Origin of the sequence: Microbacterium sp. Leaf351 (assembly GCF_001423825.1) — a bacterium.
Taxonomy (GTDB): domain Bacteria; phylum Actinomycetota; class Actinomycetes; order Actinomycetales; family Microbacteriaceae; genus Microbacterium; species Microbacterium ginsengisoli.
The window spans coordinates 28,452-55,214 of sequence record NZ_LMPK01000038.1; the positions used below are offsets into that span (position 1 = coordinate 28,452).

Annotated in this window: 23 protein-coding genes and 1 tRNA gene; 5 read left to right on the forward strand and 19 right to left on the reverse strand. The window is 72.1% G+C overall.

The window, feature by feature from the left end; genetic code table 11:
- The coding region (locus ASG00_RS18585; RefSeq protein ID WP_235559592.1) for an FAD-binding protein at positions 1-753 on the reverse strand (753 nt) is incomplete at its 3' end.
- A complete protein-coding gene (locus ASG00_RS12895) occupies positions 750-1,976 on the reverse strand; it encodes an alanine racemase (protein WP_056210098.1) in 1,227 nt (408 codons plus the stop codon). The genes ASG00_RS12895 and ASG00_RS18585, both read right to left, overlap by 4 nt.
- Before the next feature lie 107 nt (positions 1,977-2,083).
- Here ASG00_RS12895 and ASG00_RS12900 point away from each other — a divergent pair, with 107 nt between their 5' ends.
- Positions 2,084-2,617 carry a DUF6328 family protein gene (locus tag ASG00_RS12900; protein ID WP_235557414.1) on the forward strand — a complete coding sequence of 178 codons (534 nt, stop codon included), beginning with the start codon at positions 2,084-2,086 and terminating at the stop codon, positions 2,615-2,617.
- Between the two features lie 82 nt (positions 2,618-2,699).
- Here ASG00_RS12900 and ASG00_RS12905 read toward each other — a convergent pair.
- The 9 genes from ASG00_RS12905 to ASG00_RS12945 all read right to left on the reverse strand — a co-directional run bounded on the left by ASG00_RS12905 (position 2,700) and on the right by ASG00_RS12945 (position 11,336).
- A tRNA-Leu gene (locus tag ASG00_RS12905) sits at positions 2,700-2,772 on the reverse strand.
- A gap of 32 nt (positions 2,773-2,804) precedes the next feature.
- Positions 2,805-4,079 carry an ATP-binding protein gene (locus ASG00_RS12910; protein WP_045248673.1) on the reverse strand — a complete coding sequence of 425 codons (1,275 nt, stop codon included), beginning with the start codon at positions 4,077-4,079 and terminating at the stop codon, positions 2,805-2,807.
- A gap of 170 nt (positions 4,080-4,249) precedes the next feature.
- A complete protein-coding gene (locus ASG00_RS12915; RefSeq protein WP_045248672.1) occupies positions 4,250-5,650 on the reverse strand; it encodes an NAD(P)/FAD-dependent oxidoreductase in 1,401 nt (466 codons plus the stop codon).
- Between the two features lie 4 nt (positions 5,651-5,654).
- On the reverse strand, positions 5,655-7,013 hold the full coding sequence (locus ASG00_RS12920; protein WP_056210100.1) for a S8 family serine peptidase: 1,359 nt from the start codon (positions 7,011-7,013) through the stop codon (positions 5,655-5,657).
- Positions 7,013-7,540, reverse strand: a complete 528-nt coding sequence (locus tag ASG00_RS12925; protein ID WP_056210103.1) for a DUF501 domain-containing protein — start codon at positions 7,538-7,540, stop codon at positions 7,013-7,015. The genes ASG00_RS12920 and ASG00_RS12925 overlap by 1 nt, the downstream gene beginning before the upstream one ends.
- Positions 7,541-7,581: 41 nt before the next feature.
- The gene (locus ASG00_RS12930) at positions 7,582-8,115 is read right to left on the reverse strand and encodes an FtsB family cell division protein (RefSeq protein ID WP_235557415.1); all 534 of its coding nucleotides are present in this window, start codon (positions 8,113-8,115) and stop codon (positions 7,582-7,584) included.
- Positions 8,116-8,144: 29 nt separating this feature from the next.
- A complete protein-coding gene (gene eno, locus ASG00_RS12935) occupies positions 8,145-9,425 on the reverse strand; it encodes a phosphopyruvate hydratase (RefSeq protein ID WP_056210105.1) in 1,281 nt (426 codons plus the stop codon).
- 110 nt (positions 9,426-9,535) lie between these two features.
- Entirely contained in the window at positions 9,536-10,231 is a 696-nt protein-coding gene (locus tag ASG00_RS12940; RefSeq protein WP_045248668.1) for an O-methyltransferase, read from the reverse strand.
- A gap of 82 nt (positions 10,232-10,313) precedes the next feature.
- Positions 10,314-11,336, reverse strand: coding sequence for a DUF1648 domain-containing protein (locus tag ASG00_RS12945; RefSeq protein WP_056210106.1), 1,023 nt, complete (start codon positions 11,334-11,336; stop codon positions 10,314-10,316).
- Positions 11,337-11,467: 131 nt separating this feature from the next.
- On the opposite strand from ASG00_RS12945, the gene ASG00_RS12950 reads away from it, so the two are divergent.
- Positions 11,468-11,938, forward strand: coding sequence for a DUF4442 domain-containing protein (locus ASG00_RS12950; RefSeq protein WP_156454751.1), 471 nt, complete (start codon positions 11,468-11,470; stop codon positions 11,936-11,938).
- Positions 11,939-12,037: 99 nt separating this feature from the next.
- Positions 12,038-13,294, forward strand: a complete 1,257-nt coding sequence (locus tag ASG00_RS12955) for an APC family permease (protein WP_056210108.1) — start codon at positions 12,038-12,040, stop codon at positions 13,292-13,294.
- 32 nt (positions 13,295-13,326) lie between these two features.
- On the opposite strand, the gene ASG00_RS12960 is transcribed toward ASG00_RS12955, so the two are convergent.
- From ASG00_RS12960 to ASG00_RS12975, 4 genes are read right to left on the reverse strand one after another with little or no spacing between them, the layout of a single operon-like run.
- Positions 13,327-14,166, reverse strand: a complete 840-nt coding sequence (locus tag ASG00_RS12960) for an SGNH/GDSL hydrolase family protein (protein ID WP_056210110.1) — start codon at positions 14,164-14,166, stop codon at positions 13,327-13,329.
- Positions 14,167-14,210: 44 nt separating this feature from the next.
- Positions 14,211-15,464, reverse strand: coding sequence for a histidine--tRNA ligase (locus tag ASG00_RS12965; RefSeq protein WP_056210366.1), 1,254 nt, complete (start codon positions 15,462-15,464; stop codon positions 14,211-14,213).
- Positions 15,465-15,497: 33 nt separating this feature from the next.
- Positions 15,498-16,157, reverse strand: coding sequence for a MazG family protein (locus tag ASG00_RS12970; RefSeq protein WP_045248666.1), 660 nt, complete (start codon positions 16,155-16,157; stop codon positions 15,498-15,500).
- A complete protein-coding gene (locus ASG00_RS12975) occupies positions 16,154-17,326 on the reverse strand; it encodes a Na+/H+ antiporter NhaA (protein WP_235557416.1) in 1,173 nt (390 codons plus the stop codon). Before ASG00_RS12975 ends, ASG00_RS12970 begins: the two co-directional genes overlap by 4 nt.
- 204 nt (positions 17,327-17,530) lie before the next feature.
- Here ASG00_RS12975 and ASG00_RS12980 point away from each other — a divergent pair, with 204 nt between their 5' ends.
- The gene (locus ASG00_RS12980) at positions 17,531-20,134 is read left to right on the forward strand and encodes a phosphoenolpyruvate carboxylase (RefSeq protein ID WP_416361460.1); all 2,604 of its coding nucleotides are present in this window, start codon (positions 17,531-17,533) and stop codon (positions 20,132-20,134) included.
- A 173-nt stretch (positions 20,135-20,307) separates the two neighbouring features.
- Here ASG00_RS12980 and ASG00_RS12985 read toward each other — a convergent pair whose 3' ends face one another.
- Entirely contained in the window at positions 20,308-20,907 is a 600-nt protein-coding gene (locus tag ASG00_RS12985; protein WP_045248734.1) for a gamma carbonic anhydrase family protein, read from the reverse strand.
- An 88-nt stretch (positions 20,908-20,995) separates the two neighbouring features.
- Here ASG00_RS12985 and ASG00_RS12990 point away from each other — a divergent pair, with 88 nt between their 5' ends.
- Positions 20,996-21,358: a VOC family protein gene (locus ASG00_RS12990; RefSeq protein ID WP_056210368.1), complete on the forward strand. Its 363-nt coding sequence runs from the start codon at positions 20,996-20,998 to the stop codon at positions 21,356-21,358.
- A 46-nt stretch (positions 21,359-21,404) separates the two neighbouring features.
- Here ASG00_RS12990 and mfd read toward each other — a convergent pair whose 3' ends face one another.
- The 3 genes from mfd to ASG00_RS13005 form a co-directional block, all read right to left on the reverse strand.
- Positions 21,405-25,007 carry a transcription-repair coupling factor gene (mfd, locus tag ASG00_RS12995; RefSeq protein ID WP_056210116.1) on the reverse strand — a complete coding sequence of 1,201 codons (3,603 nt, stop codon included), beginning with the start codon at positions 25,005-25,007 and terminating at the stop codon, positions 21,405-21,407.
- Positions 25,008-25,048: 41 nt separating this feature from the next.
- Positions 25,049-25,633: an aminoacyl-tRNA hydrolase gene (gene pth / locus ASG00_RS13000; RefSeq protein ID WP_056210117.1), complete on the reverse strand. Its 585-nt coding sequence runs from the start codon at positions 25,631-25,633 to the stop codon at positions 25,049-25,051.
- Positions 25,634-25,723: 90 nt separating this feature from the next.
- Positions 25,724-26,341 (reverse strand): 50S ribosomal protein L25/general stress protein Ctc, encoded by a 618-nt coding sequence (locus ASG00_RS13005; protein WP_045248733.1) that lies wholly within the window; start codon positions 26,339-26,341, stop codon positions 25,724-25,726.
- Between the last annotated feature and the right edge of the window lie 422 nt (positions 26,342-26,763).

Sequence of the window (26,763 nt, forward strand, 5' to 3'; positions counted from 1 at the left end):
CTCGTCGAGGAACTTCGCGACGCGGGGCAGCGGATGGCGCACGGCGCTCTCCGGCAGGCGGGTGTTGGTCTTCAGGAGTCCCACGTCGGTGTGCGGGAACCAGTAGAACTCGACATGATCGGATGCCGCGGCCCGGTCGGCGAACGTCGCCACGACGTCGTCGATCGGCTCGGGGTGCTCGACGGCGTGCAGCACGAACGCGGGCACGAGTCGCAGGGTGACCTCGACGAGGATGCCGAGCGCGCCGAGTCCGAGTGCGACCGCCGGAAGCAGATCGGCGTTCTCGGTGTCGTCGACGGTGAGGAACTCACCCTCGCCGGTGACCAGCGTGACCCCCGCGACCTGGGTCGCGATGCCGCCGAACGCGGCGCCGGTGCCGTGGGTGCCGGTGGAGATCGCCCCGGAGATCGACTGCCGGTCGATGTCGCCGAGGTTCGCCATGGCGAGGCCGTAGGGCGCGAGCAGCTTCGGGATGCGGTGCAGGCGGGTGCCGGCGCGGAAGGTCGCGAGCCGCCGCTCGCGGTCGACCCGCACGAGCCCGGTGAGGTCGCTGAGGTCGAGCAGCACGCCGGGCGCGACGGCGATGCCGCTGAAGCTGTGCCCGGCACCGACGGCCTTCACCGGCAGGCCGCGTGTGCGGGCGGCGAGCACCGAGCGGCGTACGGCGTCGGGCGTCGCGGGGTACTCGACCCGCGCCGGGCGCACGCTCTCGGTGCGCCCCCAGTTCGTCCAGGTGCCGCCGGGTCGTGTCACAGGAACGCCTTTCCCTCACCGCGGTAGGTCGCGGCCTCCCCCACGACGGCTCCCGCCGCCACGATCGCGAATCGTTCGACGCGCTCCGACAGCTCACCGCTCTTCGCGTGCCGGAACCACACCCGGTCGCCCACCCGCAGCGTGCGCGCCGCCGGCCCCTGCACCGGGGTCTGCACCTCGCCGGTGCCCTCGCGACCGAGGGTGCGCAGTCCTTCCGGCCACACCGGCGCGGGCTGCCGCGACGCGACCGGCGGGCCCGAGGCGACCCAGCCGCCGCCGAGCAGCGTCGCGATGTCGTCGGTCGGCCGACGGACCACGTCGAGGGCGAAGGATGCCGCCGGCGCCGGGTCGAACGCGCGGTAGCGCGAGAACAGATGCCCCGCGAACAGGCCGCTGCCGGCGGTGAGCTCGGTGACCGCGGCATCCGATGACGTGTACTCCAGCGACCCGGTGCCGCCGCCGTTGACGAACTCGAGCGGCGCGACGCGCGTGACCGCCGCCACGATGGCCTGCCGCCGTTCGCGCAGCTCGTCTCCCGAGGAGCGCTGCATCCAGCGGATCACGGGGTCCGACGGCCCCTCGGCGTCGGGCTGGCCGGCGATCTGCGCCTCGTACATCATGACTCCGGTCAGGCGGAAGCCGGGTCGCGCCGCGATGTGCCGGGCGAACCGGGCGACGTCGTCGGCGTCGTGCAGCGGCGAGCGCCGCACCCCGATGTGCCCGAGTGCGCGGCTGCGCCACGAGGCATCCGCGTCGATCGCCACCCGCACCTCGGGTCGCGTCGCGGGAGATGCGACCGCGTCGACCAGGTCGAGCTGGGCCGGGCCGTCGACCATGAGCGTCACGCGCGCGGATGCCGCCTCCGAGGCGACGAGCGCGGCGAGCGCCGCCCGATCGGCGGTCGGGTATCCGACGACGACGTCGTCGTGGGTGTCGGCGAGCCACAGCGCCTCGGCGAGAGTGAACGCGAGGATGCCGCGATAGCCCGGTAGGGCGAGGAGCGCATCGAGCGCCTCGCGCACACGCAGGGACTTGCTGGCGACGCGGATCGGCATACCGCCGGCGCGCGCGATCATGTCGAGCGCGTTGTAGCGCAGCGCTTCGAGCCCGAGCACGGCGACGGGGGCGGAGCGGTCGGCGGTGGCGGCGGTGAGCGAGGGCCAATAGGCCGCGGGCTCACGCCACGGCTCCCCGGCGGGCGCCGCGAGCAGATCGATCGTCATCGTGCCCTGCTCCTCGTCGCCGGTGGCCGCATGCGCTCAGCCTAGGCCGCGGCGACGCGCACCGTGACGTGCGTGCCGTGCGGGTGCGTCGTGCCTACGCTGTGCACGTGAGCACTGATGAGGGCGCGCCGCAGCGCATCGAGAGCCGGCACGGAGTGAGCGACGCCGACGACGCCGTTCCGGGCGACGGCCGGTTCGAGACGGCCACCGAGAAGTCCGATCGCAACTGGACCGACATCCTGCAGGAGCTGCGCGCCACGCAGACCGGCACGCAGATCCTCACCGGCTTCCTGCTCGCGGTCGCGTTCCAGCCGATGTTCCAGACGCTCGACGCGTTCGCCCGCACGTTCTACCTGTGCCTGGTGACCCTCGCGGGCGTCGCCACGCTGCTGGGTCTCACGCCGATCATCATGCACCGCCGCCTCTTCCGCCATCACGAGAAGGCGCGGCTCGTCGTGATCGGCAACGTCTTCCTGCTCGCCACCCTCGCGGTCGTCTCGCTGCTCGTCGCGGGGGTCGCCGCGTTCCTGTTCGGCGTGACGGCGGGGCTGCCCGCCGGCGCCGTCGCCCTCGGGGTGACCCTCGTGGCGGTGGCCGTCATCTGGTTCGCCGTGCCGCGACTCGGGCGCACCCCGAGCTGAGCGGCGGGGCGCGGCATCCGTCGACTGCCGATCGGCGGGCAGCGACGACCCGGCGCCCCCGATGCCGGAGCACGGTGGGGTGTGCCCCCGCTGGGACTCGAACCCAGACTGAAGCGATTTTAAGTCGCCTGCCTCTGCCATTGGGCTACGGGGGCCCGCCCCCACCCTAGGACAGCGACACGCGCCGTCAGAGGCGGGCGAGCGCGACGATGTCCTCCTCGAACTCGGTCGTCACCTCGCGCGAGACCGTGGCGCGGGTGCCGCCGAGCGCCCGCAGGTAGTCGTCCGTGCCGACCGCGTCGCCCGTGTCGCCGGAGGCGAGGGCGCGCGCAAGAGCCTCCTGCGATGCGCGCCGCGCGGCGTACTCGATGTCGGCGGGGGTGAGTCCGTCGCTGGCGTCGACGAGAGCCGAGACATCCACGTCGCCCGCGACGTCGACAGGGATGTACCGACCCCAGATCGCGCGGCGCGCCTCCGCGTCGGGCAGGCCGATCGGCAGCACGTAGTCGAAGCGTCCGTGCCGCAGGAACGCGGCGTCGAGTGCGCGGATGAAGTTCGTCGCACAGATGAGCAGCCGGCCGTCCCGCTCACGGAACTCCGCGACGAGCTTCAGCAGCTCGTTCGTGACCCCCTGCGTGGGCGAGGGCGGCGTGCCGCCCCGATGAGCCGCGATCTCCTCGACCTCATCGATGAAGACGACCGCGTGCTCGAGCTGGTCGATCGCCTCGAACGTGGCACGCAGGGCGCCGGCCATCCCCCGCGCGCTGTCGCCGAGCCGCGAGGGGAAGACTTCGACGAACGGCCAGTCGAGACGGGATGCCACGGCCCGCGCGAAGGTCGTCTTGCCGGTGCCGGGCGGCCCGAACAGCATCACCGCCCGCGGCGGCACCACCCCGAAGCGCTCGGCGAGCTCCGGCTGCGCGAGCGGCGTCACGAGCCGCTCCTCGAGGATCGTCTTCTCCGTCGTCATGCCCGCGACCGCGTTCCAGAGGTGGCGCGGCAGAATGCGACCACCCAGCTCCTTCAGCACGTCGAGCTCGCGGCGCTGCACGGGGAGCTGACGCTCCAGGTAGCGCACCGCTCGATGCACGACGAAGGAGTTCTGCGTGAACGGCTCGACCCGCTGCCCCTCCGGCACCAGCACCGACAGTGTGCCGAGCCCGAGCGGCGCCATCCGGCGCTCGAGCGCATCGAGCAGGGCGCCGCTGATCTCGCCCGCGGCATCCGTCTCGCGCACTCCGAAGAACACCACCCATCCCTGCGCGTGGGCGGCACGGCCGACAGCGGCCCCGACGATGTCGTCACCGCGCACCGCGACCACCGCGTGGTCGGCCTGACAGGAGGCCACGACCTCGGCGAGCGAGTAGATCGGCGTTGCACCTTCGCCCGTCACGTGGCCCCACAACCGCACGAGCTGGTCGAGATCGTCGCCGTGGAAGTCGCGGATGTGCACCTTGGTCACTCGGGCCTCCTCGGGCGCAGCCGCCGGACCCGAGGCACCTGTGCCCCGCGGCGGGAAGCCCAGTGTGGCATACGGCACGCGCACCCCGCCAGCGGTGCGGCCGGGAGTATCCGAAGAATGCGGAACGCCGCGGCATCCGAAGATGTCGCGGCGTTCCGTGAGACGTGCGCCTACTTCGCGGCGGCGGCCTTCTCGGCGACCGGCGCCTTCTCGGCGGCCGGCTTCGCGGGCGCCTCAGCCGGCTGCGGCGGACGCGGGCGAGACGCGAACTCGTCGAAGAAGCGGCGCGGCGTCTGCACGGCCTCGAGGTTCACGACGTCGCGACCGAGCCAGAAGTTGTTCCACCAGCCCCACAGCACGCGCCACTTGCGCTCCCACGACGGCATCGCGAGACCGTGGTAGCCGCGGTGCGCACCCCAGGCGAGGAAGCCCTTGAGGGCGATGTTGCCCGACTGGAAGACACCGTTGTAGAGGCCGAGACCGGCCACGGCGCCCAGGTTCTTGTGGATGTAGTCCTTCGGCAGCTCGCCGCGCAGCACCGCGGTGAGGTTCTTCGCGAGCTGCTTGGCCTGACGCACCGCGTGCTGGGCGTTCGGCACGCAGAAGCCGCCGACACCGCCACCGGTGAGATCGGGCACCGCCGCGACGTCGCCCGCCGCCCACGCGCCCTCGACGACGTTGCCGTCGGCGTCGATCACGCGCAGGTCGCCCTGCGTCGTGATGCGTCCGCGCTGCTCGCTGGGCAGGTCGCTGCCCTTGACGACCTGCGGGTTGGCCATGACGCCCGCGGTCCAGACGATGATGTCGGTCGAGATGACCTCGCCGGTCGAGAGCTCGACGTTGCCGTCGACGGCCCCGGTGACCTGGGTGTCGAGGTGCACGTACGCACCGCGCTTCGCGAGGTCCTTCAGAACCCACTCGCTCGTCTTCAGCGACACCTCGGGCATGATGCGGCCCATCGCCTCGATGAGGTGGAAGTGCGTCTCGTCGAACGTCAGCTGCGGGTACTTCTTCAGCAGCGACGACGCGAAGTTGCGCAGCTCGGCGAAGGTCTCGATGCCGGCGAATCCGCCACCGACCACGACGACGGTGAGCAGACGCTCCCGCTCGGGTCCGGGCGGCAGCGCTGCGGCCTTGTCGAAGTTCGAGAGGAGCTTGTCACGAACCCAGACGGCCTCCTCGATCGCCTTCATGCCGATCGCGTTGTCGGCGATGCCCGGGATCGGGAAGGTGCGCGAGACCGAGCCCGCGGTGACGACGATCTGGTCGTACTCGAGCTCCCACGCCTCGCCCTCGGACGGGGTGATGGTGGCGACCTTGTGGGCGTGATCGATCTTCGTCACTCGGGCGGTGACGACCTCGGTCGACGCCAGGTGGCGACGCAGGGCGACCACCGCGTGACGCGCCTCGATCGACCCGGCCGCGACCTCGGGGAGGAACGGCAGGTAGGTCATGTAGGGAAGCGGGTCGACGACGGTGACCTGAGCCTCACCCTTGCGGAGGTGCTTCTCGAGCTTCCACGCGGTGTAGAAGCCGGCGTAGCCGCCTCCGACGATCAAGATCCTGGGCACGGTGTTAGTCACGGTGAACGGAACTCCTTGGCGAATTGATGCTCGGCGTGCGGGAGTCACGCGCCGATCGGATGCGTCGGACAGCAGCGGTGACGCCGAGCGCCACCAGTATAGTCGCGACGGTCACCCCCAGAAGCGGCAGCGAGCCGTACAGCAGCGTGTCCCGCGAGGGCAGCAGCAGGGACCCGCGCGGGGTGGCGGCGTCGGCCGGTGGGAGCGCCGGCAGCGCGACCGGTGTGGCGGAGTCCTCCGGCGCCGGCGACGCGTTCGCGCGACGGTGCAGCGTGATCCAGTCGGAGAGCGATCCCATCGGGTTCGCGGTCACCGTGGGCACGTCGGCGGACACGGCCGCGGCGGCGTTGACGAGCCCGTACCCGTAGAGCGCGTTGGGCACCGTGCCGAGCGAAACGCCGGGCGGGGCGGTCGCGGTGGCGATGATGCGGTTGATGACGTTCGCCGCGTCGAGGTCGGGGTGCGCGGCGCGCACGAGCGCGACGATGCCCGCGACGATCGGGGCGGCGCCGCTCGTGCCGTTCCACCGCACCAGCGACCCGCCGGGCGAGACCCCGAGAAGCTGTTCACTGGGCGCGGCGACGCCGATGGTGATCCCCTGGGTGGAGGCCTCCTGACTCGCCTGGCCCGACGGAGTGACCCCGGCGACCGTCAAGACACCGGGTATCGTCGCCGGCGCGCCGACGCGGGTCGTCCCGCTTCCCCGGTTGCCGGCGGCGACCACGACGACGACATCGTGCGAGAACGCGTACTGGAAGGCCGTGTCCCACGACGGATCCCAGTCGAGCGTGTTGGTCGTGAACGACAGGTTGATCACCTTCGCGCCGTTGTCGACGGCCCACTTCATGGCCGAGGCCACCTGGGTCACGAACGGCACCTTCACCTCGCTGCCGAACGAGATGGATGCCGACAGCAGCTGTGCCTGCGGAGCGACGCCGATCATGCCGGTGCCGTCCGACAGCGGGCGGGCCGCTGCGAGGGAGGCCACCCAGCTGCCGTGACCGGTGTCGCTCGAGCCGACCGGCGTGCGGCCGCTCGCCGATCCCTCGCCCGAGAAATCGGCGCCGCCGACGACCGCGGCGTTGAGCTGCGGCGCGGCACCGATACCGGTGTCGATGATCGCGATCTTCACGCCCGCGCCCTGTGTCGTCTGCCAGGCCTGCTCGATTCCGTAGTCGGTGAGCCAGTACTCCGCCGCCCGGGCCGCGTCCTCGGTCGCTGCGTTCGCCATGCCGGTCGACGCCGGCTGCGCGCCCGAGGCCGCGACGGCGGGGATGCCGGCGGCCGCCGGGGCGACGACGAACCCACCGGCGATGAGCACGGCGGCCACGACGACCCGGCGAGCACGCATCAGGCCGCCTCGCCCCGGGCGGCCCCGGGATCGGCGCAGACGCAGCGCGAAGGCGACCAGGTCGACCGGGCCAGCGCCGCGTCGCCGATCGGATTGACGCCGGGCCCTGCCGCGAGAGCGTGGCCGGCCAGTGCATGCAGACACTTGACGCGGGTCGGCATGCCGCCGGCGGAGATACCGGCGATCTCGTCCACCTCGCCGTACGCGGCGCGATCGGCGAGGTAGCTGGTGTGCGCGGCGCGGTAGGCGTCCGCGACATCCGCGTCGTCGAGCAGCCCCGCAAGCTCGGGCATGACGTGCTCGGCCTCGAGGGTCGACATGGCCGCCGTCGCGGCCGGATGGGTCAGGTAGTAGAACGTCGGGAAGGGCGACCCGTCGTCGAGCCGGGGCGCCGTGGCGACGACCGTGGGGTTGCCGCAGATGCAGCGCGCCGCGATGCCGAGCACCCCTCGCGCGGGGCGTCCGAGCTGGGCGCGCAGCACGGCCAGCTCGGCGTCGGTCACGGCAGGGTAGGGCGGCGTCGTCACCCCGAAAGGCTACCGGGGCGCGACTCGGTAGACGCCGGGCGTCACGGACTCGGTGTGGCGTCCGAGGTGGGGCTCGGCGTGGATCCGTCGGTCGGCGCCGTGGCCGTCACGGCGGCCCCGGCGGCGGCCAGCGATCGCACGAATCCCGACATCCAGTCGTTGCGGGTCTGCGTGAGCTGCGCGCTCACGGGAGCCGCGTCGCGCGGCTGCTGGTCGGCGGGAAGATCGTTGTCGACCAGATAGAGCACCTGACCCGGTGTCACGTAGTAGAGCCGTTCACGCGCCTGCGTGGCGATGTACGCCGGGTCGCCGAGGCGGTCGCTCTCGGCCTGGAGCGCATCGATCTGCTGCTGGGTGAGCTGCACCGCGGCACGGGCGGCGGAGAGCTTCTGCTGCTGGGCGAGGTAGGTGCCGACCGTGGGCACGAGAACTCCGACGGCCAGCACCACCAGGCCCAGCATGATCACCATGAAGCCCGACAGGCGGATGCCGCCGAGCCAATCGCGTGCGGCAAGTCGCCGAGCCCGCGGGGTCTCCTCCGGAGATGCGGAAGGGGGAGTCGGTCTCTTGGCCACGACTCCCCCTTCCGGTAGATCAGCTGCGCTCAGCCCTTGAAGCGGGGGAAGGCACCGCGACCGGCGAAGACCGCCGCGTCGCCGAGCTCTTCCTCGATGCGCAGAAGCTGATTGTATTTCGCGACGCGCTCGCTGCGGGCGGGCGCGCCGGTCTTGATCTGACCCGCGTTGACGGCGACAGCGAGGTCGGCGATCGTGGTGTCCTCGGTCTCACCCGAACGGTGCGACAGCATCGAGCGGTAGCCGTTCTGCGTGGCGAGCGAGATCGCGTCGAGCGTCTCGGACAGGGTGCCGATCTGGTTCACCTTCACGAGCAACGCGTTGGCGACGCCCAGGTCGATGCCCTTCTGCAGGCGGATCGGGTTGGTGACGAACAGGTCGTCGCCGACGAGCTGCACCTTCGAGCCCAGCGCCTCGGTGAGGTCCTTCCAGGCGTCCCAGTCGTCCTCGGCGAGGGCATCCTCGATCGTGACGATCGGGTAGTTCGCGACGAGGTCGGCGAAGTAGTCGGTCAGCTGCGCGGCCGTCCACGGCTTGCCCTCGACCGTGTAGACGCCGTCGGCGAAGAACTCGGTCGCCGCGACATCCAGGCCCACGGCGATGTCGGCGCCCGGGGTGAAGCCGGCCTTCTCGATCGCCTTCAGCAGGAAGTCCAGGCCCTCGCGGTTGCTGGGGAGATCAGGGGCGAAACCGCCCTCGTCGCCGAGACCGGTCGCGAAGCCTGCGGCCTTCAGCTCGCCCTTGAGGACGTGGTAGACCTCGGTGCCCCAGCGCAGCGACTCGCCGTAGGTCTCCGCGCCGATCGGGGCGAGGAAGTACTCCTGGAAGTCGATGCCGTTGTCTGCGTGCGAGCCGCCGTTGATGACGTTGAACAGCGGCACGGGAAGCACGTGGGCGTTCGGGCCGCCGAGGTAACGGAACAGCGGGAGGTCGGCCGAGTCGGCCGCCGCCTTCGCGACCGCGAGGCTGATGCCCAGGATCGCGTTCGCGCCGGTGCGCGACTTGTTCTCGGTGCCGTCGGTCTCGATGAGGATCTCGTCGATGACGCGCTGCTCGCTCGCCTCGACACCCTCGATCGCGGGGCCGAGCTCGTCGATGACGGCGTCGACGGCCTTGAGCACGCCCTTGCCGCCGTATCGGCTCTTGTCTCCGTCGCGCAGCTCGTACGCCTCGAACGCGCCGGTCGACGCACCGGAGGGGACGGCCGCCCGCTGGACGATGCCGTCGTCGAGGAGCACCTCCACTTCGACGGTCGGGTTTCCGCGCGAGTCAAGAATCTCGCGCGCGCCTACAGCCTCGATCAGTGCCACTGAGGACTCCCTGGTTCAATCAAGAGTTCCCATTCCGGGAACAGGTGCATGCGGAGCGTCATCGGTCCTCCACCACTCTAGTGACGACGGATGCCGCCGCCACCGGCGCGTCACGAACCCGAGCGGGATGCGGCATCCGTCACGATCGCCACGGCGATGCCGTCCCATCCCTTCGCGTCGAGGGTCTGGAGCGCTGTCGCCTCGAATCGTGGGTCGGCGGCGAGGAGCGCGAGCCCCCGGCGAACCCCCTCGGCCTGCTCGTCGGATTCGTCGGTGGTGACGAGACGACCGGAACGCACGACGTTGTCGACGATCACGAGGGCGCCCGGGCGGGAGAGCCGCGCAGCATGGTCGAGATAGAGCGCGTTGGACTGCTTGTCGGCGTCGATGAAGACGAGGTCGAACCCCGGCTCGAGACCGGGGAGCACGTCGGCCCCGCGGCCGATCTCGATGCGCACCCGCTCCCCCACGCCGGCACGGTCGAGGTTGCCGCGGGCGACGGCCGCGTGCGCGGGCTCCGCTTCGATCGTCACCACCTCGCCGCCATCACCGACCGCGCGTGCCAGCCAGATCGTGGAGTAGCCGCCGAGCGTGCCGATCTCCAGCACCCGCCGGGCGCCGATCGCTCGCGCGAGCAGGTGCAGCAGCTTGCCGTTCAGCGGCGCGACCTCGATCGCGGGGAGACCGGCGGCATCCTGCTCGTGCACGGCCGCCTCGAGGGCGGCGTCGTGACCCACAAGGGTCTCCGCGAGGTAGGTGTCGACCCGGCGCCACACCGCGGGGGTCGGGAGGGCGTCGTCGGTCATGGCGACAGCCTCCCGGGCGGCGCGGCGAGCGTCAAGGGCGGCGGGCGGGTCGCCCGCATCGCGGCGACGTCGGGAGGCGGGGTCAGGACGCCGCGCGGCGCTCCGCGACGAGCGAGGTGAGCACGGCTGCACCGGTTGAAGCGTCGGGCGCGGTGACGGTCAGGCGGCGGCCGTCGAGGCGCGTGACCTCGATGCCGTCGCCTCGTCGCGGCACGACGCCCAGGCGTCCCGGGAGTCCGCGCAGCCCCCAGCCGCCGAAGTCCCGCAGCGGCTCGACCTGCACCGTGCGCACACGGGCGATGTCGTCGAGCGGGATGCGGAAGCGCGGCAGGCCGAGGGCCGAGACCACGATGAATCCGCCGGCGTCGACCCGCACGTGGTAGGCCGCGAGCGTCGCCGAGGCGACCAGCAGGAGCACGAACGCGATCGTCGTGATCCACGCGACGGCGCCACCGCCGCCGGTGAACCACGCGTCGACGGTGATGAGTCCGACCAGCAGCAGCGCCGCGACGATCGGCACGACCGCTCCGCGAGGAAGCGCGGTCGTGGCCGTCCACGCGCGCGGGAGGGCACCGGAGGCGGTCTCACCCACGGGCGCGGCGGGCGACGTCGGCGCGATCGGTGCGGAGAACGGGAGCCCGCCCTGCGACGGCTGCGCGAACCAACCGATCAGACCGAGCGCGAGACCGGCGAGCAGCACCCACCACGACCCGCCCGCGTGCGCGCTGCCCCCATCGGCCGCACGGAGGTTCGCGAGTGTCGAGCTAATACCCGCGGCGGTCAGGATGCCGGCGACCCCGAGGCCGATCGCCCCCAACAGGCGGAAAACGAGTCCCCGGTGGCCGCGGAGGAGCCCGGGCAGCGACACGGCGAACAGGGTTCCGGGAACGACGAGTCCGATGAGGCCGGTCACGAGAGCCAGCACCCACGGCGGTCCGTACGCGTTCGGCGCGCCCGAGGCATCCCAATGGGTCGCGACCGTCGCGGGCAGGTGCGGCAGCGCGACCAGCTGCAGCACGACATTCGCGAGCCACAGCACACCCGGCAGCACGGCGCCCACCAGGACGTACGACCTGACCACCCGTCGCTGCGATGCCTCGGCCATGTGACCCGCCCCCCTTCGGCCGCCGATCGCGGCTCCCTCGATTCTGGCGTTCGGCGGCGCCCGCGGCCCGCTCGTTGTCGATCATCGATAACGGATTGTCAGGAACGAGTGGCGAAGGCCACACTCGATCCGTGGCCTACTCCCCCCGGCAGCTCGCGATCGGCATGAGCCTGTGGATCCCGAATCTCTGCAACGGCATCCGCGTGCGCGAGATCGCCCCCGACTTCACGCACTGCGTCGTGCAATTGCGGGTGACGCTGCTCACCCGCAACATCGTCGGCGTCGCGTTCGGCGGTGCCATGTCGGCCATGACCGATCCGTACTACTTCATGCTCGTCATGCATCAGCTCGGCCGCGACTACGTCGTGTGGGACACGCGCGGCGAGATCGAGTTCGTCAAGCCCGGCCGCGGCGTGCTCACGGCCCGGTTCGAGGTGCCGCGGGAGAGGGCCGAAGAGCTGCGCGAGCGCGCCCGCGGCGGCGCGAAGGTGCTCGAGTGGTTCGAGACGGAGATCACGGATGCCACGGGCGACATCGTCGCGAGGGTGCGTCGCGAGGTCTATGTGCGCGAGAAGCGCCGCGACCGGGTCGCGGTGGGCTGACCGCCGGGCGAGCCGATGCCGCCAGGGGCGACGACCGGTCGCGCGGCGTCCGCGCGTCGGGGCACCGGAGCGTTCACGCCCGCCGACTACGATTCGCGCGTGACCTCGCCCTCCCTCGCCCGCCGGCTCGGCCTCGGCGATGCCGTCGCGATCGGCCTCGGGTCGATGATCGGCGCCGGCGTGTTCTCGGTCTGGGCGCCGGCCGCGGCTGCCGCCGGCCCGTGGCTGCTCGCCGGCCTCGCGCTCGCGGCCGTCGTGGCGTACGGCAACGCCACCTCGTCCGCCCAGCTCGCGGCGACGTATCCGACCTCGGGCGGCACCTACGCCTACGGGCGCGCCGAGCTCGGTGAGTGGTGGGGATTCGCCGCCGGGTGGTGCTTCGTCATCGGCAAGCTCGCGAGCGCGGCCGCGATGGCCATCACGTTCGCCGCGTATGCAGCGCCTGCGGGATGGGAGCGCCCGGTCGCGGTCGTGGCTGTCGCCGTGCTCGTCGGCGTCAACCTGCTCGGCGTGACCCGCACCGCCGCGCTCACCAAGGCGATCGTCGTCGTCTCGCTCCTCGGACTCGCCGTCGTCACGGCCGCCGGCGCGAGCTCATCGTCGACCTGGGCGGGCCTCGGCAGCGCGGCCCCGGTCGACGCCTACGGGGTGCTGCAGTCGGCCGGCCTGCTGTTCTTCGCCTTCGCAGGGTACGCGCGCATTGCCACAATGGGCGAGGAGGTGCGGGATCCCACCCGCACGATCCCGCGGGCGATCACGATCGCCTTCGCGGCGGCCCTCATCGTCTACGCGATCGTCGGCACGCTCACCGTGGTGGTGCTGGGAGCGTCCGCGACGGCGGCGTCGAGTGCGCCGCTCGCCGACGTCGCGCACGCCGCCGGATGGACGTGGGCGAACCCGGTGGTGCGAGTCTCGGCGGCGGCGGCGTCCCTCGGTGCGCTGCTCGCACTGGTCGCGGGGATCGGCCGCACGACGCTCGCCATGGCCCGCGAGCGGGACCTCCCCGCCGCACTCGCCGCGATCGGCGCGCGCCACCGTGTGCCCTACCGGGCCGAGCTCGCCGTCGGTGTAGTCGTGATCGGCGCGGTCGCGCTGGTGGACCTTCGCGGCGCGATCGGATTCTCCTCGTTCGGCGTGCTGCTGTACTACCTCGTCGCCAACCTCGCGGCGTTCCGTCAGCACGGCGACGCCCGCCGGTACCCCCGTGCACTCCAGATCATCGGGGCGATCGGATGCCTCGTGCTCGCCGCCTCCCTCCCGTGGGCCTCCGTCGTCGCCGGCGCCGTCGTGCTCGCGATCGGACTCGCGGCACGCGGCATCCGCCTGCGCATCGACCGGGCACGCAGCGCGGGATAGCCCGCTGCGTGCGTGCGGGTCGCCGCGGCCCCTCAGAGGGCGAGAGCGGATGCCGCAGGCACCGCGTGCCCGTCGGGCACGGGCCCGTCGCCTCCCAGGGCGAGCAGCACCGACGGCAGCAGCGCGTCGGCGGTGCGCCGGTAGCCGAGCGCGCTCGGGTGGAACCGGTCGAGGCTGAACATCTCGTCGGGCTGCGAGATGAAGAAGGGCCCGACGACACGTCGGAGCGACACGACGTGCGCGCCGGCGGCGAGCGCCGCCTCGGCCTGAGCGTCGGCCAGCTGGCGCGACTGCCGTGAGCCGAGTGAGCGCAGCGGCTGCGGCACCGGACGCAGCGCGCCGAGGTCGGGGCACGTCCCGACGACGACGGCGACACCCCGCTCGCGCAGACGCTCGACGGCGGCGCGCAGATGGGCGGCGGCGACGGTCACGGGGACACGATGAGTGACGTCGTTGCCGCCGACGATGATGATCGCGACATCCGGAGCGTAGCGTGCGGGGAGGGCGTTGAGCTGCGCCGCAAGCGCCGACGACTCCGACCCGACCTTCGCCGCGGTCACCAGGCGCACGGGGCGCCCGAGCGTCTCGGCGATGCCCTTGGAGATTCGCGCACCGGGGGTGTCCTTGCGCCTGGTGACTCCCAACCCCGCCGCGATCGAGTCGCCGAGCACGAGCAGCTCGACCGGGTCGCCGTCGAGCTTCGCCCGCCAGACACGGTCGGCGTCGAGGGCGTCCTCCCCCAACGGCTTGCCGATGCGTCGCCGGGCGATGGCGGCCTGACGTCGCAGCAGCTCCCGCATCGAGAACACCGCCGCGGCGGCTCCGACGAGCGTCGAGGCGCCGATGACGGCGGCGGTGCGCAGACCCCTCATGCCGCGATTGCACCTCGCCGAGGTGAACCCGGGATGAACGCGGCTCAGGCCAGCGGCTTGAACTCGAGTGCGGCTGTGTCGGCACCCGCTGAGACCGTCGTGAACTCGCCGTAGCCGTCGGCCGCCGAGCGCGCGAGCAGTGCGGTGAGGTTCTTGGTGCGGCGCTCGAGGCGCACCCGGGCGCCGGTCGCGATGAGCGCGGCCTTGTGGGCGACGAGCTCGCCGACCGGAACGTCGGCGTCGTGCACCAGCACGAGCGTGCGGGATGCGGCATCCACCCCGTCGGCGACGAGGTCGACGATGCGCTCGAAGCCGATCGAGAAGCCGACCGCCGGCACGCTCTGGCCGAGGAACCTGCCGATCATGCCGTCATAACGGCCGCCGCCGCCGAGCGAGTAGCCGACGCTCGGGTGGGCGAGCTCGAAGATCGTGCCGGTGTAGTAGCCCATGCCTCGCACCAGGAACGGGTCGAACGCGAGCGGCACCTCGCCGCCCCGGGCGGCCGCGACCGCATCGCCGAGCGCCACGAGTCCGGCGACCACCGCGTCATCGATACCCTCGGGCAGGGCCGCGCGAATCTGCGCCTCACCGAACGGCAGGTCGGCTTCGGGCGTCGGCCGACGACCGAACGCCTCGAAGGCGTCGGCGGCCGCGGGCGTCGCTCCACGCTCGCGCAACTCGGCGGCGACGCCGTCGATGCCGATCTTGTCGAGCTTGTCGATCGTGATCAGGACGCCGGGTCGCTCCTCCGCGGCGAAGCCGAACACGTCGAGCATGCCGTCGAGGGCCCGCCGGTCGTTCACGCGGATGACGCCGCCCTCGAGTCCGAGCGCGTCGAGCGCATCGAGGCTCGCGACCATCAGCTCGGCCTCGGCGCGCGCCGAGCCGTCGCCGATGATGTCGATGTCGCACTGCACGAACTGTCGGTAGCGCCCCTTCTGCGGGCGCTCCGCGCGCCACACCGGCGCGATCTGCAGCGACCGGAACACCGTCGGGAGCTCCGCGCGGTGCGTCGCGTAGAACCGGGCGAGCGGCACCGTCAGGTCATACCGCAGCCCGAGGTCGCTGAGGGCCGCCGGGTCGTCGGCGGCGGCGATGATCGCCTCGGCGTCGAGGCCGCGCTTGAGCACGTTGAATGCGAGCTTCTCGTTGTCGCCGCCGATGCCGGCGTGCAGCCGGTCGTAGTCCTCGACCACCGGCGTCTCGATCTCGTCGAACCCGTGCGCGCGGTAGCGCTCGCGGATGACGGCGAGCACGCGCTCGCGCCGAGCCTTGTCCTGAGGGAGGAAATCGCGCATGCCGCGCGGCGGGTTGACCTGTGCCACGGGGGTCTATTGTTCCAGGTCGCCGCCGCGCGCCGCGGCCTCCGCCGCGCGCACCGCCGACTCCACGCCCCGCACCCGCTCCCGGAGCGCCCGCTCCGCATCGATACCCGCCGCGCGGGCGGCGACGACGAGGGCGAGCAGCGCGTCGCCCAGCTGCGCCTCGTCGGTCGGGGCCGCGGCATCCGTCATCGCGGGCACCAGCCCCACCTGAGCGGCCTTGCCGAGCACCTTCTGGGCGCGGGCGAGCGCCGGCAGGCCCGCCGGGATGCCGTCGAGCACGCTGGTGCGCTCGCGCTTCTCGGCTGCCTTCGCGGCGGTCCACAGCACGAGCACCTCCTCGGGGGTGCGGGCGCTCTCGCCGCCGAAGACGTGCGGGTGCCGGCGGATCATCTTGTCGGCGAGATCGGATGCCACATCCTGCACGTCGAACGGATCGTCGGGGTCCCGCGAGGCGATCTCGGCATGGAACAGCACCTGCCAGAGCACGTCGCCGAGTTCCTCTCGCAGGTCGGCGCGGGTGCCGGACTCCACGGCGTCGACGAGCTCGCTCGACTCCTCGACGAGATAGGGCACCAGGTCGCGGTGGTCGATCTGCTGCGTCCAGACGCACTCGTCCCGCACCGCGCGCATCGCCTCGATCGCCCGCGTCATCCCGTCGTCCGTCATGCCGCCGCCTCCCGCACCCGACGGTAGCGCCGGGCGCGCAGCGACACGAGCACCACCGCCGCGAGCAACGAGATCGCCGATCCGCCCAGCACGCCGAGGATCGCCTGGTCGCGCAGATCCGCCGCGCCCGCGAACGCCAGCTCCGACATCAGCAGGGACACGGTGAACCCGATGCCACTGAGCGCCCCCGCCGCGGCGAGGTCGCCGAACGCGAGTGGACGGGAGCCTCGTGAGAACAGTGCCATCGCCAGCGACCCGAAGGCGATCACCCCGACGAACTTGCCCACCGGGAGCGCCAGCACGGTGCCCCAGAACGCCGGCGCGAACGCGGCCGGCGACACCTGCGGAATCGGCATCAGAGCGGAGGCGAACGCGAACAGCGGCAGCACGATCACGTTGACCCACGGCTCGAGCGCGTGCCGCGCACGCGCCCCGGCACCCGGCGCGATCGCGAGCCCCAGCAGCACGCCCGCGATCGTCGCGTGCACGCCCGACTCGTGGACGAGCACCCATACCGCGATGGCCACCACCACCATCAGCACGGCGACTGGCACGCGGGCCCGACCACGCAGCAGCAGCGACAGCGCCCCGAAGGCGACCGTCAGCGCCAGCGCGGCCGCCAGCGCCACGAAGTCGATGTCCGCGGTGAACACGACCGCGATCAGCACGATGCCGACGATGTCGTCGAGGATCGCCAGTGCCAGCAGGAACACCCGCACCCCGGACGGCAGCCCGCGGCCGACGACGGCGAGCACGCCGAGCGCGAACGCGATGTCGGTAGCCGTCGGGATCGGCCAGCCCGACGCCGACGGGGTGCCGTTCGCGATCACGAGGTAGAGCGCGATCGGCACGACCACGCCGCCGAGCGCGGCGATCGCCGGCACGAGCACGGCGCGGGGGCTGCGCAGCGATCCGACGGTCAGCTCGTGCCGCAGCTCCACCGCGACGACGAAGAAGAACAGTGCCAGCAGACCGTCGGTGATCCAATGCCCCACCGACAGATCGATGCCGGCGACGGCGAGATGCGCGTCGCGTGCGGCGATGACGGCGGGGCCGGCGGGGGTCGCCGCGACGACGAGGCCGGCGATCGCGGCGAGCAGCAACAACAGGGCGGGAAGACGGGCGGAACGCAGCACGTGCACGGGACACTCCAGGGTCAGGGGCGGCATCCGTCGATCTCGTGCATGCCGGCGGCGACATACTCGACGGGCCGACCAGACTTCCCGGCACTCCTCCGACCATTCTAGCCGCGACGGCGCGGCCGCCCCGCCGTGACAATCCAGTAACACGAGCGGGACTACCGTGGAGGCGTGCAGGATCCCACCCCCACCGAAGCCATCGATCTCGTCGGCCGCTACGAGGCCAGTCATGGGATGCCCGAGCAGATGCGCGGCGACGTGCGACTGCTCGGCGGAATCCTCGGGCGCGTGCTGCGCGAGAGCGGTTCCCCGGGCCTGTTCGACGACGTCGAACGGCTGCGCGTCGCGACCATCCAGGCCTACACCGACGAGACGGATGCCGCATTCGAGCGGGCCGCGCAGATCGCCGACGGGTTCACCGTCGCCCGCGCCGACGAGGTCGCCCGCGCGTTCACCTGCTACTTCCATCTCGTGAACCTCGCCGAGGAGCACCAGCGCGTGCGCGTGCTGCGTCAGCGCGCCGCCCGCGACGAGGAGGCGGCCGACTCGGTGACCGTCGCGCTCGAACGCCTCGCCGGCGAGGTCGGCGACGACACCGCGCTGCAGCGTCTGCACCAGATGCGCTTCCACCCGGTGTTCACCGCCCACCCCACCGAGGCGCGGCGCCGGGCGATCTCGACCAGCATCCGCCGCCTGTCGGGTCTGCTCGACGACTACGACGCCGCCGAGGACGGCGGCCCCGCACAGCGCCGCGCCGAGCGTCGCATGCTCGAAGAGGTCGACACGCTGTGGCGCACGGCGCCGCTTCGCCAGGAGAAGCCGTCGCCGGTCGACGAGGTGCGCTCGGTGATGGCCGTCTTCGACGAGACGCTGTTCACCGCCGTGCCGCACGTCTACCGCCGCATCGACGACGCCCTGCAGGGCGAGGCCGCCGGTGCCCGCGAGCCCGTCGTGCGCCCGTTCGTGCGCATCGGCACCTGGGTCGGCGGCGACCGCGACGGCAACCCGTTCGTGACCGCGAAGGTCACCAAGCGCGCCGCAGGCATCGCCAGCGAGCACGTGCTGCGCGGACTCGAGCGGGCCTCCGCCCGCATCGGCCGCGGACTGACTCTGGATGCCGCCACCACCCCGCCGACCCCGGCCCTCACCGCTCTCACCGAGCGGCTGCTCAGCGCCGACGACGAGGGGGCCGCCGACGTCGTGAAGCGCTCGCCCGGCGAGCCGCACCGTCAGGCCGTGCTGCTCATCGCCCGCAAGATCACGGCGACGCGCGAGCGCGACGCCGACCTCGCCTACGCCGATCCCGAGCACCTGCTCGCGGACCTGCTCACCGTGCAGTCCTCGCTCGTCGCGGCCGGCGCCCCGCGCCAGGCCTACGGTCACCTGCAGCAGCTCGTCTGGCAGGTGCAGACCTTCGGGTTCCACCTCGCCGAGCTCGAGGTGCGCCAGCACTCGGCCGTGCACGCGAAGGTGCTCGCCGAGCTCGACGCGGGCGGTGAGCGCAGCGAGCTGACCGAGGAGGTGCTCGAGGTCTACCGCACGATCTCCTACGTGCAGAAGCGCTTCGGTCCGCGCGCCGCGGGCCGCTACATCGTCTCGTTCACCCGATCGGCCGACGACCTCGCCGCCGTGCACCGGCTCGCGCGTTACGCTGTCGGCCCCGACGGCACCCCGCCCGTTCTCGATGTGATCCCTCTCTTCGAGACGTTCGCCGACCTGCAGGCCGCCCCCGCGATCCTCGCGGAGATCGTCGAGCACCCCGCCTTCGCGGCCCGTCTGGCCGAGACCGGACGCCGCCTCGAGGTCATGCTCGGCTACTCCGACTCGTCGAAGGATGTCGGCCCCGTCGCCGCGAACCTCGCGCTCTACGAGGCGCAGGCGCAGATCGCCGACTGGGCGCAGCGCAGCGAGATCGAGCTGACCCTGTTCCACGGCCGCGGCGGTGCGCTCGGCCGCGGCGGCGGACCGGCGAACTCGGCGATCCTCGCCCAGCCCCCGCACTCGGTCGACGGCCGCTTCAAGCTCACCGAGCAGGGCGAGGTGATCTTCGCGCGCTACGGCGACCCGGCGATCGCGATGCGTCACATCGACCAGGTGGCCGCCGCCATCCTCACCGCCTCCGCCCCCTCGAACGAGCAGCGCAACCGTGCGGCCGCCGAGCGCTTCGCCGACGTGGCACAGCGCATGGAGGACGCCTCGCGGGCGCGGTTCTTCGAGCTCGTCAAGGCGCCCGGCTTCGCACCGTGGTTCGCGACGGTCACCCCGATGGAGGAGGTGGGCCTGCTCGCGCTCGGGTCGCGTCCCGCCCGCCGCGGGCTGTCGGTCGAGTCGCTCGAAGACCTGCGCGCCATCCCGTGGGTGTTCGCGTGGACGCAGGCCCGCATCAACCTGGCCGGCTGGTTCGGGCTCGGCACCGCCCTCGAGACGGTCGGCGACCTCGCGCTGCTGCAGGAGGCGTACCGCGAGTGGCCGCTGCTGCGCGCGATGATCGACAACGTCGCGATGAGTCTCGCGAAGGCCGACGACCGCATCGCGCGCCGCTACCTGGAGCTCGGCGACCGCGACGATCTCGCGCAGCTGGTGATCGACGAGATGGCCCTCACCCGCTCGTGGGTGGTGCGCATCGCCGGCGGCGACGGACTGCTCTCGAACAAGCCGGTGCTGCAGCGGGCGGTGAAGCTGCGGAGCCCGTACGTCGACGCGCTGTCACTGCTGCAGCTGCGCGCCCTGCGGGCACTGCGCGACGCGCCCGACGAGGTGCCGGCCGACCCCGAGCTCCAGCGCCTGCTGTTGCTGTCGGTCTCGGGCGTCGCGGCGGGCCTGCAGAACACCGGCTGAGTCCCGGCTCGCGAGAACAGGAGCGCCCGCGAGAACAGGTCGATGCGCGCCGTAGCGTCCTGCGCACACGCGATGACCTGCCCCGGCGCGCGGTGCTCCGGCGCGCCCGGCCTGGCATGCCCGGCTCCCGCGCGCCCGGCTCCGGCGCATCGGCGCCGGGGTGCGGCATCCGCTCAGTCGACCGGGGTGTCGTCCGCGTGCCGCGCGAGCGAGCGCCCGTAGCGCTCGGTGAGCTGCACCATGAGGTCGGGGGTGTCGCGGTCGAGCCCGAACACGTAGCCGGGGAAGTCGAGCTCCTGCTGGCGCGCCCAGATCTCGTCGTGCTTGTCGGGTGAGACGACGATCGCCGGGTCACCCACCGCGACCCACGAGATCGGCACGACGCTGCGCTCGGGGAGCACCGTGCGCAGGTGCACGACCGCGTTGATGCGCACCTCGCTCCGGTCGCCGATGCGCGCACCGTTGAACACCCGCACGCCCGTCGCGAGGAACACCTCGTCGCCCACCGTCGCACCCGAGATGCTCGCCATCGGTCCGACGAGCGTGTGGTCTCCGATGTGCACGGGATGAGTGGCGCTCGCGCGCACGAGGGCGTTCTCCATCACGATGACACTGCGGCCGAGGGTGATCGGACCGCCCTCCGCGGTGATGACCGCGCCGTGCAGGATCTGACAGTCGGGCCCGATCGTCACGTCGCCGCTGATCACCGCGGTCGGCGCCACGACGGCGGTCGGATCGATACGGGGCTCGCGGCCGAGATGTGCGTAGCGCATGGTGTGCTCCTCGATCGTCAGCGTACTCAGCGAGACGGATGCCGCCACCCCGCCGCCGCTCCCGGCACGGGTGTGCGACACTGCCGCCATGCTCACCCTCGGATCCGTCGTCATCCGCGTCACCGACCTCGAGGCGCAGGTCGCGTTCTGGTCTGCGGCGCTCGACTACACCGTGCGAGAAGCGGTCGATACGGACTTCGTGCTGCTGCGCTCGGCCGACGGCCGGGGCCCGAACGTCGGGCTCGACCAACTGCCTAGCGAGCGCGCACTGCCGCCGCGCATCCATCTCGACCTCTACGCCGACGACCAGGCCGCCGAGGTCGCGCGGCTCGAGGACCTGGGCGCCCGTGTCGTGCCGTGGGCGGGGCGGCCCGACGACGCCGACTACATCGTGATGGAGGATCCGGAGGGCACCCGGTTCTGCGTGATCGACACGGCGCCGCGCGACTGACCGCGTCGGGCAGCAGGGCTGTCGACGCCGCTGGGCCGCGCCGGTCTCAGGCGGATGCGTCGGCCGCCGCGGACGCCGGCTCGGAGACCGGGAAGAGCGCGTCGAGCAGCTGGCCGACCCACGCCACCAGGTCGGTGTCCGACACCGGGTCTCCGTCGCCCGGCAACGGCACGACGAGCGCCTCCCCGGAGGCGACGAGCTTCGCCTTCGGGTAGAGCCGCTGCATCCGCACGCGCAGCGAATCGGGGAGGTGCGCCGGCGCGACGCGCAGGTTCGGACCCATCGCGACGACGTCGGCGAGCCCGGCCTGTGCCGCGCGGCGGCGCAACCGCGCGACCCGCAGCAGCCCCTCGACGTCGGCGGGCGGCTCGCCGTAGCGGTCGCGCAGCTCGTCGATGACGAGGTCGATGGCATCGGGCTTCGCGGATGCCGCGGCCGCCGCCGACAGCTTCTGATAGGCCTCGAGACGCAGCCGCTCGCTGTCGATGTAGCTCTCGGGGATGCGCGCCTGCACGGGCAACTCCAGACGCAGCTCGGTCGGACCTTCGGTCTCCTCACCGCGGAACGCCGAGACGGCCTCGCCGATCATGCGCAGATACAGGTCGAAGCCGACGCCGGCGATGTGGCCGGCCTGCTCGGCGCCGAGGAGGTTGCCGGCGCCGCGGATCTCGAGGTCCTTCAACGCGACCTGCATGCCCGAGCCCAGGTCGTTGTTCACCGAGATCGTCTCGAGCCGGTCGGCTGCCGTCTCGCTGAGCGGCTTGAGCTCGTCGTAGAGGAAGTAGGCGTACGCGCGCTCACGACCACGGCCGACGCGGCCGCGCAGCTGGTGCAGCTGCGAGAGTCCGTACTTGTCGGCGCGGTCGATGATGATCGTGTTGGCGTTGGAGATGTCGAGGCCGGTCTCGATGATGGTCGTCGAGACGAGCACGTCGGCGCGGCGCTCCCAGAAGTCGTCGACGACCTGCTCGAGCTGGTGCTCGCCCATCTGCCCGTGGGCGACGACGATGCGCGCCTCGGGGACGAGCTCGCCGAGCTGCGCGGCGACCCGCTGGATCGACTGCACCCGGTTGTGCACGTAGAACACCTGGCCCTCGCGCAGCAGCTCGCGGCGGATCGCTGCGGCGATCTGCTTGTCGTTGCGGGGGCCGACGAACGAGAGGATCGGGTGGCGGTCCTCGGGCGGGGTCGCGAGGGTCGACATCTCGCGGATGCCGGTCACCGCCATCTCGAGGGTGCGCGGGATGGGGGTGGCGCTCATCGCGAGGATGTCGACGTTGGTCTTGAGCTTCTTGAGCGCGTCCTTGTGCTCGACGCCGAACCGCTGCTCCTCGTCGATGATCATGAGCCCGAGGTCGTTGAAGACGACCTTCTCGGTGAGGATGCGGTGCGTGCCGATCACCATGTCGACGGTGCCGTCGGTGAGGCCGTTGAGGGTGTCGCGGGCCTCCTTGTCGCTCTGGAAGCGCGACAGGGGCCGCACCTTCACGGGGAAGCCCGCGAACCGCTCGGTGAAGGTCTCGAGGTGCTGCTTCACGAGCAGGGTGGTCGGCACGAGCATCGCGACCTGCTTGCCGTCCTGAATCGCCTTGAACGCCGCCCTCACGGCGACCTCGGTCTTCCCGAAGCCGACGTCGCCCGAGAGCAGCCGGTCCATCGGGATCGGCTTCTCCATGTCGGCCTTGATCTCGTCGATCGTCTGCAGCTGGTCGGGGGTCTCGGCGAACGGGAACGCCTCTTCGAGCTCACGCTGCCACGGGGTGTCGGGGCCGAACGCGTGCCCCTTGGCGGCCATCCGGGCGGAGTACAGCTTCACGAGCTCGACCGCGATGTCGCGCACCGCCTTGCGAGCCTTGCCCTTGGCCGCGGCCCAGTCACTGCCGCCCATCTTGGAGAGCACCGGCGCCTCACCCCCGACGTAGCGGCTGAGCTGGTCGAGCTGGTCGGTGGGAACGAAGAGCTTGTCACCCGGGTAGCCGCGCTTGGTGGGCGCATATTCGAGCACGAGGTATTCGCGCATGCTCTTGACCGGGTTGCGCCCGCCGCTGGAGACCTCGCGCTGGGTCAGCTCGACGAACTTGCCGATGCCGTGCGTGGAGTGCACGACGACGTCGCCAGGCTTGAGCTGCAGCGGATCGACGACGTTGCGCCGGCGCGAGGCGAGCTTCTTGACGACCCGGCCGTCGCCGCCGATCGTGCGCCCGTAGAACTCGGTCTCGGTGAGCACGGCGAGACGGGCACCGGATGCCTCGAACCCCCGCTCGAGCACGGCGGCGACGACGAGCGCGACCCCTGCTTCGGGTGCCTCGTGCACCGCGTCGACGCGGCGCGCCGCGACACCGCGGTCGGCGAGCACGTCGCGTGCGCGGTCGGCGAGCCCCGGACCGGACGCCGTGACGACGACCTTCCACCCGTCCTGCACGAGGGCCGCGACGTGCGCGATCGCGCCGTCGACGTTACCCGCGAACGACGGCACGGCGGATGCCGCCACCCGCTCCACGTGCGACCCGGATGCCTCGACGAGGCCTTCGGCCGCGGCATCCGCCTCGCCGGAGTCGAACGCCGACAGGGTGTACCAGACGCCCCCGCGCTCACGGGCACGCTCGTGCAGGTGCGGGAGCGACACGAAGTCGCCCGCGCCGAGGTCGACAGGGGTCGACGCGCCGGCGACCGCGGCGTTCCACGCGGCGTCGAGGAACTCGCGGTTCGTCTCGGCGAGCGTGATCGCACGGGTGACGGCCCGCTCGGGGTCGACGAGCGCGACGGCGGTGCGCTCGGGCAGGTAATCGACGAGGGTGACGAGGTCGTCGACGAGCGCGGGAGTCAGCGACTCCATCCCCTCGGTCGGCACTCCCTCGGCCATGCGGGCGAGCATCGTCTGCAGGCCCGGCAACTGCTCGGCGAGGAGCGCGGCGCGCGCCCGCACGTCCGCGGTGAGGAGCAGCTCCCGGCTCGCGACCAGTTCGACCTCGGTGATCTCGCCCGGCAGCGACCGCTGGTCGGCGACCGAGAACGCACGGATCTGATCGACCTCGTCGCCGAAGAACTCCACGCGCGACGGGTGGTCGGCGACCGGCGGGAAGACGTCGAGGATGCCGCCGCGCACCGCGAACTCGCCGCGTCGGGACACCATGTCGACCCGGTGGTAGGCGCGCTCGACGAGACCGAGGCTGACCGCGGCGAGGTCGTAGCCGCGCCCGCCGGTGACGAGCCGGATCGGTTCGAGATCGGTGAGGCCGGCAGCGAGCGGCTGCACCGCGCCGCGCACCGATGCCGTGACGACGAGCGGATGGGTGCCGTCCCACGCGGCCACCCGGCGGAGCACGTCGAGGCGACGCCCCACGGTCTCCGCGCTGGGGCTCAGCCGCTCGTGGGGCAGCGTCTCCCATGCCGGGAAGTGATGCACCTCGGCGCCCGGCACGAGCGCATCGAGGGCCGTGCCGAGCGCCTCGGCGCGGCGACCGGTCGGCGCGACGACGAGCACCACCGCGGGCGCCCCCTGCTCGCGGCGCTTCTCGAGGAGGCCGGCGATGAGGGGGGCGTCGAGTCCGTCGACGACGGAGAAGTCGGTGTCTGTCGTCGCCGAACGGAGGGCGCCGGCGAACGTCTCGGACGGTACGAGGGCGCGAACGATCCCGGGAACTGTCACCCGAAGATCCTACGGCGAGCCCGGGACATCCGGTCGCGGTCTCAGTCGCGCGGGGCGTGCCAGCGCTGCTGGGCGGCGATCAGACCCTCGTCGACGAGCTGCTCGACGGCGTCGGCCGCATCGCCGACGAGGATCGGCAGCGTCGTGCGCTCGGCCGACGAGAACGGGTCGAGCACCCAGTCGGCCGGATCCTGGCGGCCGACGGGCCGCCCGATGCCGACGCGCACCCGGGGGAACTCGGGCGTGCCGAGCGCTTTGGCGATGTCGCGCACGCCGTTGTGACCGCCGTGGCCGCCGCCGACCTTGAGCTTGAGGGTGTCGAAGGGGATGTCGAGCTCGTCGTGCACGACGACGACTCGCTCCGCCGGCACGCCGTAGAACCTCGCCAGGGCGGCGACGGGTCCGCCCGACGTGTTCATGTACGAGTTGGACTTCGCGAGCACGAGCTTCGCTACCCCGGGACGCAGCCACGTCTCGACGACGCGCGCGTTCGCCTTGTGCGCCTTGAAGGTCTCGCCGCGGCGGCGGGCGAGGTCGTCGACGACCATCTGGCCGACGTTGTGGCGGGTCGCCTCGTACCGCGGCCCGGGGTTGCCGAGTCCGATCACGAGCCAGGTGTCGACCATGCGCTCATCCTCTCGCAGCGGGGACGCACCCCCGCAGACGACGCGAGGGGATGCGGCGAACCGCATCCCCTCGCGTGTGGCGGTGTCCGATTACTCGGCGGCCTCCTCGGCCTGCTCGGCGGCGGCCTCGGCGTCGGCCTCGGCGATCTCCTCCTCGGCGGCGAGGGTGTCGACCGGGATCGAGATCGCGACGATGAGGGTCTCGCCGTCGGCGACCAGCGACGCGCCGCGCGGGAGCGTCAGGTCGGCAGCGGTGATGTGCGTGCCGTCCTCGAGGCCCTCGATGTCGACCTCGACGTTCTCGGGGATGTGGGTGGCCTCGACCTCGAGCGAGATCGTGGTGGCGTCGAGGTTGGCCAGGGTGCCGGCGGCGGACTCGCCCACGAGCACGACGGGGACCTCGACCTGGACCTTCTCGCCCTTCTTCACGACGAGGAGGTCGATGTGCTCGATGATCTGCAGCACCGGGTCCTTCTGCACGTCCTTGACGAGCGCGAGCTGCTCGGTGCCGGCGATGTCGAGCTCGAGCACCGCGTTGGCGCGGCGGATGAGCAGACCCACCTGGTGGCCCGGCAGGGCGATGTGCACCGGAGCGGTGCCGTGGCCGTAGAGCACGGCGGGGATCTTGCCTGCGGCGCGCAGACGGCGGGCGAAGCCCTTGCCGAACTGCTCGCGCAGCTCGGCGGCGACCTTGAAGTCGTCGGACATGATGTTCTCCTTTATGCGGGCGCACGGGCCCGATGAGCGGGTGAGCGTTTTCGACTCGAACGCGAGCGCGTGAGGAAAGCCGTGAGCCTTGATCACTGCGTCGATCACGGATGCCTCGCCGCCGAAGCGGCACGGCGGCATCCCTCGCCGAAGTTCAGTCCACAAGCCTACCAGCGACGCCGGTAGCATGGGAATCGCCCGTCATCTCCGAAAGGACCGCCATGCAGCCGACCCTCGCCTCGGACATCCTTCTCTGGGTCATCGGCCTCATCAGCCTGGGCGGTTTCATCACCGTGGTCGGCGCGTTCTGGGCCGTCGGCCGCTCGTCCTACCGCAAGTAGTCGCGCCGCCCGTCGACGCTCCTCGGGCCCTCCTCGCTACGGCGGTCACACCGCCATCACCGCGAGCATCGCGGCCATCCC